This window comes from Ohtaekwangia sp., from assembly GCF_036568665.1.
In the GTDB taxonomy this organism is placed as follows: Bacteria; Bacteroidota; Bacteroidia; order Cytophagales; family Cyclobacteriaceae; genus Ohtaekwangia.
Genome location: NZ_DATCSD010000046.1, coordinates 1 through 5,854, shown reverse-complemented (window position 1 = coordinate 5,854; position 5,854 = coordinate 1). Strand labels below are relative to the sequence as shown.

The following is a 5,854-nucleotide window of genomic DNA, read 5'->3' as shown; positions in this document are numbered from 1 at the left end:
AGCTGCTGGTTTACTTGTGATAGTCTTTGGCGGGATTATCCTGTTCTTTATTTTTCTCTACTTCGTTCCGGTAAATCTCTGGATCACGGCCCTGTTCTCAGGCGTGCGAGTAGGTTTATTCGAACTGGTGTTTATGCGCATCAGGAAAGTACCACCAAGAGTAATTGTAGAGTCGATGATCACTTCTACCAAAGCCGGTCTTCAGCTTACAACCTCTGAACTTGAAACACACTACCTGGCAGGCGGAAATGTACCAAATGTAATTCGCGCGCTGATCTCTGCCGATAAAGCAAACATCAGCCTCAGCTTTAAGCAGGCAACGGCTATTGATCTGGCAGGTCGCGATGTATTTCAGGCTGTACAGATATCGGTTAACCCGAAAGTAATTACTACTCCGAAAGTAGCAGCCGTTGCTGCCGATGGCATACAGTTGATTGCTGTTGCCCGTGTAACCGTACGTGCCAGTATAGCACAACTGGTGGGTGGTGCTGGTGAAGATACTATTCTCGCGCGCGTTGGTGAAGGTATAGTATCGTCTATCGGTTCTGCCAAATCACACAAAGAAGTGCTGGAGAGTCCTGATAAGATTTCAAAACTCGTATTGTCACGTGGATTGGATGCCGGTACTGCATTCGAGATCTTGTCCATAGATATAGCAGACGTAGATGTAGGAGCAAACATTGGTGCTAAACTTCAGATCGACCAGGCTACTGCCGATCTTAAAGTTGCTGAAGCGAAAGCAGAAGAGCGCAGAGCAATGGCTGTTGCTCTTGAGCAGGAAATGAAAGCGAAAGGTCAGGAAGCTCGTGCGAAAGTAATTGAAGCAGAAGCAGAGATACCAAAGGCATTGGCGGAAGCTTTTGTAAAGGGTAATCTTGGTGTGATGGATTACTATAAAATGCAAAACGTGCAAGCCGATACTGAAATGCGTCAGGCAATTTCCGGTACTGGTAAAAGCGGACAATCGCCAGCCGGACCTAAGAAAGAAGGTTAATAAATATACAGATATAGTATATACAGAAATCCCCGGTGTGAAGACATCGGGGATTTTTATTTATAGAGTATAGCTATACTCTATATCAGTTTTTGAAATTTGTCCAGAGCGATTTCTTTTGTGCGATGAAGAAATCATTATAGCGATCGTATTGAATAAAGTCGTACATCAACGGAATGGTGCTGATACCTTGAAGATTGATCACACCATATTTACCATCGCGCTCAACGATAGCAAAACCGTTTCCTGCATCTTCCAATTTGTGAAACCTGGGCAGGATCAGAATTTTTCCAGTGGCATCTGCCAGACCTTCGAGATCGTTGGTTTGAATAAGGAAGTTTTTAGTAGGTAATAGTGTTACGCGTTGATAACGTATAGGCAATAGAACTTTACCACTCTTGTCAATCGTACCCCATGATTGTTTCTGTCGCACAAACGCTACACCATTTTGAAAGGCAGTTACTTCATCGTACGCAGGTTGTATAGCGATTTGGTCTTGGTGATTAATATACCCCCAGTGACCGCGGATCATCGCGGGTGCCAGGCTCTCGCTAAATTTCTGCACACCTTCATACCGGTTCGCTATACGCAATCTTCCCTGTGAATCGATAAATCCATACTTGCCATTCTTACGAATAGCACGCAGGCCTTCGCTCTCTTCGTATATCTTTTCAATAGGCTCGTCCGGATGAACTTGCCGGTCGGCAATTCTGCCATCTAGGTCAATCTTCCAGATTGTTCCGGAGGGAAGATATTCGAGTATATAATCTGACGAAACTTTAATGGGGTTGTCGGTAAAGTATATAACATTACCACCTGTAGCCTTTAGAAATTTTCGCTGCGGAGTTTCTTCCATATAGCGGTTCTCAGTAAGAATGGTGAGTTTGTTAGCGCGCGGAGTAACAACCCACTCTTCTTTCAGATTGATGATGCCGTACTGTTTATGAAATTTTACAACGATAAGCCCATGCGCCAATTGCAGCAGCGAATCGTAAACGCAGGCAATGACCTCGCGCCCTTTGCTATCAATTGCTCCGGCAAAGCCACGGTTATATGCAGTCAGGTAATGATCCTGTAACGGTTCAAGGTGTTCGTATGATTTAGTGTTTAATCGTGTGCCGATGCTATCGAGCAACAGCCACGTACTTTTGCCGGTTTGTCGCTGGCTCGCTACTATATATTGTCTGGCGGGGATGAGTGTATCGTATAGTGGTTGAATGATTATGGTTCCTGCACGATTGATCACACCATACTTCCTGTTGACAGTCATTATAGCTTTGTTGCCGGTAAACCTTCCTATAGAAGTAAACGTATTGGGCGATACAGGTTTTAATTGTTGATCCGTCAATAATACAGCTTCGCCTCTTTTTACTTTGATCAGATTCTTATCAACAGGCTCGATCGAATCTGCTTCGTGTTTCATGATCAGTTTATTTCGGCCATCCAGAAATTCCCATGTGTGAGGTGCGCGTACTTTCAGAGTACCATCTTCCAGTATAGCGATCGACTGATAACCGGGCTGTATCTTGATCTGTCCATCGCGATCCATCACACCTTGCTGCATGCCCTGGTATATAATAGCATAGTTCTTGGTGAAAGGCGATATCTTATCAATGGTAAAATCTGTTACCTGTTTGCCCGTCTCTGAAAATAGGGCAAGCTTGTTCTCGAAGTTTTCAACAGCAAAACGAAGGCTGCCAATCGGATATATATTCTGGTATTGCTGCGGGATGATTGTATGATTCGCAAGATCAATCACGCCATATTTATACTGGTTGCCGATCTTGGTAAAGACTACTGCACGAAGTGAAGATATTTTTATACCATCGTATTCAAAGGGAATGGCTTCTTTACCCGATAGTGATATACATCCGGTAACAATACGAAGCGAGTAGGAAGAATTTTTCTTGGCGATGAACAACTGCGACTCTGCGGGAATCAGTTCGTCATACTCATTTTTGGTAACACGATGATTGCCGGTGCTGATAAGCCCCCAGCGGCCAGACAATTTATATCCGGTAACATTATCGACTACAGAAAAACTGCCATTGCTCCAACCCAGCGCATCATATTGTGCGGGTATAACAATTCTTCCCTGGTCATCTTTTAATCCTGCCTTGCCGTTTTCCTGAAAGACACTATACGTTGCCGATGCTGAAAGGAAAGAGATCAGCAACAGCGCAAGAGTACAACTCGCTACCTTCATCACCTGCAAAGGTAGAAAGCCTGTTTGAACGAGCGGACTTTTTTACAGTATTATTCGAGCTTCCGGTGAAAATATAGGATGTGCTGCGGCAACAGTTCCGGGTGCGCAATCTTCACCAGGTCGTTTAGAATAATGTCGGGGCGCAGATACCCCAGCTCCATATATTCGCTTCCGCCTTTAGCGCCCTTGCGTGCATCGGAAGTATAGACCTGTTTTTGCTGAAAGGCCTTGAAGCGTGTATATCGTTCATCGGCTGTTTTTATCTCGGCCAATGTAGCGTAAGGGCCTGTGCCGATCCATAAATCTGCCTGATTTGCTTTTGCATATACAGCCTCGAAGCTTAATTCAAGATAACCATTGGAAGCATCATGATTCCAGTAGTAATGTGTACCGGCATCTTCCATAATGCGCGCTGCATAATTTTGACCACCCGGAAGAAACCATGCATCGCCATACACCACACCACAAATGATAGAAGGATGTGCCGCGGCTTGTGCAGCAATAGCCTGCGTTGCGATATAATTTTTTTTGATTTCCTGAAAAACGGAATCAGCTTCTTTTTCGCGGTTAAAGAATACCGCCATAAATTTTATCCACTCGGCTCTGCCCAGCGGATGTTTCTCTAAATACTCTGCGTTGATCACAACCGGTACACCCAGTTCTTCAATCTTCTTGAACTGGCCATAGTCACTGCTTAGCGCATAGCCCATCAGCATATCCGGTTTTAACACAGCAAGTCTTTCTAGATTTATACCCTTGTCGATGCCGAGCTCTGTTACTTTCCCCGCATCAACACGCGCGCGCATTTTTTCGGAGCTTATAAAATCGGTGGTAGAGAAGCCTGTGAGCTTATCCGTTTCATCTATATAGTCAAGCAAAGGTATATGAGTGGTAGAAGTACAAGCTATAGATGCGAGTGGCGTGCGAATAACTTTTACATCGGCATCGTGCGGAGGAATCTCTTCACCCTTAGGAACGAGTAAATATTTATACCCTGAAGAAGCTCCCTGAAAAGGGCGGGGCACTTCCACCATTTTAATATTTCCCTGGTAATATACTTTGAATCCTTCGGCATAGTCAAGAGCTAATGAATCTTTAAGAGCAGAAGTATTTTTGTCGCTTTGCTCGCGGGTAGTGCAGGCCCAGCATAGAATCAAGAACAAAACGACTCCGGAAATTTTTTGCATAACGCTCGTGTTTTAAAAAATGAACAGGCAATTTAATCACTTTCACTTGCCGACTGCCCGTATGAATATAACTTGGTAGAATAATTTTTAAGTTTGCTTATCGAAAAGTAAATATGGCTGATACAAATCCATCGGAAGCAGGAAAGAGTGATGATAGTTCCATCTATCACTATATGGAAAATGGGTTGATCGTTTTTACAGAGGCCTTCCACCTAAAGCGCGGTTATTGTTGCAAAAGTGGTTGTCGCCATTGTCCATACGGGTTTAGAAAGAACAAAGACTCCAAACAGGAGCAGAAGTAAATTTCTTTATTCAGTTTCATTACCATTACTCTCCCGTATAGCTTTGTGATACGCTTCCAGGTAAAGCAGTGCTGCCTGCCTCGATGAAAGTGAATGATCACCAACCGATTTTGTCAAGGTATCATGAGTTGTGCGAAGAGATAGAGACTTTGCCAAATCGTCTTTGAGTAGTTGAGCGAAGTGCTCTTCAAACCACGCTATATTTTGCCGGCCACGATTGGTAGCAAAGAAACCGGAAGCAGTAGTCTTATCGTGATATTGATTGATCATCTCCCACACTGTATCTATACCGTGACCTGTTCGTGCCGATGATGTGACTACACGCGGTGTCCACCCAGATTCATTTGCTGCAAACAGATGGAACGCATGCTGATATTCTGCCATCGCTTCCGTAGCATGTTTTATGTTATCGCCATCCGCTTTGGTAATAGCAATACCATCCGCCATTTCCATAATACCTTTCTTTATACCCTGCAGTTCATCGCCGGCACCGGCCAACATAAGCAGTAAAAAGAAATCGACCATATTTTTCACGGATACTTCCGATTGGCCAACACCTACGGTCTCTACGAGTATCACATCGTAGCCAGCGGCTTCGCATAGTAACATTACTTCGCGAGTCTTGTGTGCTACACCTCCCAGCGTACTGCCGGAGGCACTCGGACGAATGAAAGCGCTGGCATCTTTCGAGAGTTCTTCCATCCGCGTTTTATCGCCTAGTATACTTCCTTTCGTAAGCTGACTGCTGGGATCGATGGTAAGCACAGCAATCTTCTTTCCCTGTTTGATGAGATGTTTGCCAAAGGCTTCTATAAATGTACTCTTGCCCACACCGGGCACTCCGGTAATACCAATGCGTATAGCCTTACCGGTTTTTGCTATAATGCGTTCGAGCAATGAAGCGCCCAGCACCTGGTCGTCCGAGCGGGTGCTTTCTATAAGGGTTATAGCCTGACCGAGTATAATCCGGTCTCCGCGAAAAATTCCTTCCGCGAATTGCTCTGTAGTAAGTCTTGATTTGATAGCGGGCCTCAAAGTCTTTATTGAATGAATCGTTAAATTTCTAAATTTACTGGATACTACCCGCTTCCTGTATGAGGAAATTCCTGATCAACAGTTTACTCGCAACCATCTTTGTGTTTGGTTTTATGTGGGGCATTTCAAA

General features: G+C 44.4%; 5 protein-coding genes. 2 read left to right on the top strand and 3 right to left on the bottom strand.

Going from position 1 to position 5,854, the window contains the following annotated elements; genetic code table 11:
* Positions 1-16: 16 nt before the first annotated feature.
* On the top strand, positions 17-994 hold the full coding sequence (gene floA, locus VIN08_RS02240) for a flotillin-like protein FloA (protein WP_331959567.1): 978 nt from the start codon (positions 17-19) through the stop codon (positions 992-994).
* 85 nt (positions 995-1,079) lie between these two features.
* On the opposite strand, the gene VIN08_RS02235 is transcribed toward floA, so the two are convergent.
* The gene (locus VIN08_RS02235) at positions 1,080-3,200 is read right to left on the bottom strand and encodes a WG repeat-containing protein (RefSeq protein WP_331959564.1); all 2,121 of its coding nucleotides are present in this window, start codon (positions 3,198-3,200) and stop codon (positions 1,080-1,082) included.
* Between the two features lie 50 nt (positions 3,201-3,250).
* On the bottom strand, positions 3,251-4,387 hold the full coding sequence (locus VIN08_RS02230; RefSeq protein ID WP_331959561.1) for an ABC transporter substrate-binding protein: 1,137 nt from the start codon (positions 4,385-4,387) through the stop codon (positions 3,251-3,253).
* Positions 4,388-4,500: 113 nt separating this feature from the next.
* Here VIN08_RS02230 and VIN08_RS02225 point away from each other — a divergent pair, with 113 nt between their 5' ends.
* Positions 4,501-4,689, top strand: a complete 189-nt coding sequence (locus VIN08_RS02225; RefSeq protein ID WP_331959558.1) for a DUF5522 domain-containing protein — start codon at positions 4,501-4,503, stop codon at positions 4,687-4,689.
* 6 nt (positions 4,690-4,695) lie between these two features.
* Here the strand turns inward: VIN08_RS02225 and meaB are convergent, their stop codons facing one another.
* A complete protein-coding gene (gene meaB / locus VIN08_RS02220) occupies positions 4,696-5,724 on the bottom strand; it encodes a methylmalonyl Co-A mutase-associated GTPase MeaB (RefSeq protein WP_331959555.1) in 1,029 nt (342 codons plus the stop codon).
* Positions 5,725-5,854 lie beyond the last annotated feature (130 nt).

Bases quoted from the DNA above. Each gene is read 5' to 3' on its own strand.
- VIN08_RS02235 (WP_331959564.1), bottom strand. From the start codon at position 3,200: ATGAAGGTAGCGAGTTGTACTCTTGCGCTGTTGCTGATCTCTTTCCTT.
- VIN08_RS02230 (WP_331959561.1), bottom strand. From the start codon at position 4,387: ATGCAAAAAATTTCCGGAGTCGTTTTGTTCTTGATTCTATGCTGGGCC.
- VIN08_RS02225 (WP_331959558.1), top strand. From the start codon at position 4,501: ATGGCTGATACAAATCCATCGGAAGCAGGAAAGAGTGATGATAGTTCC.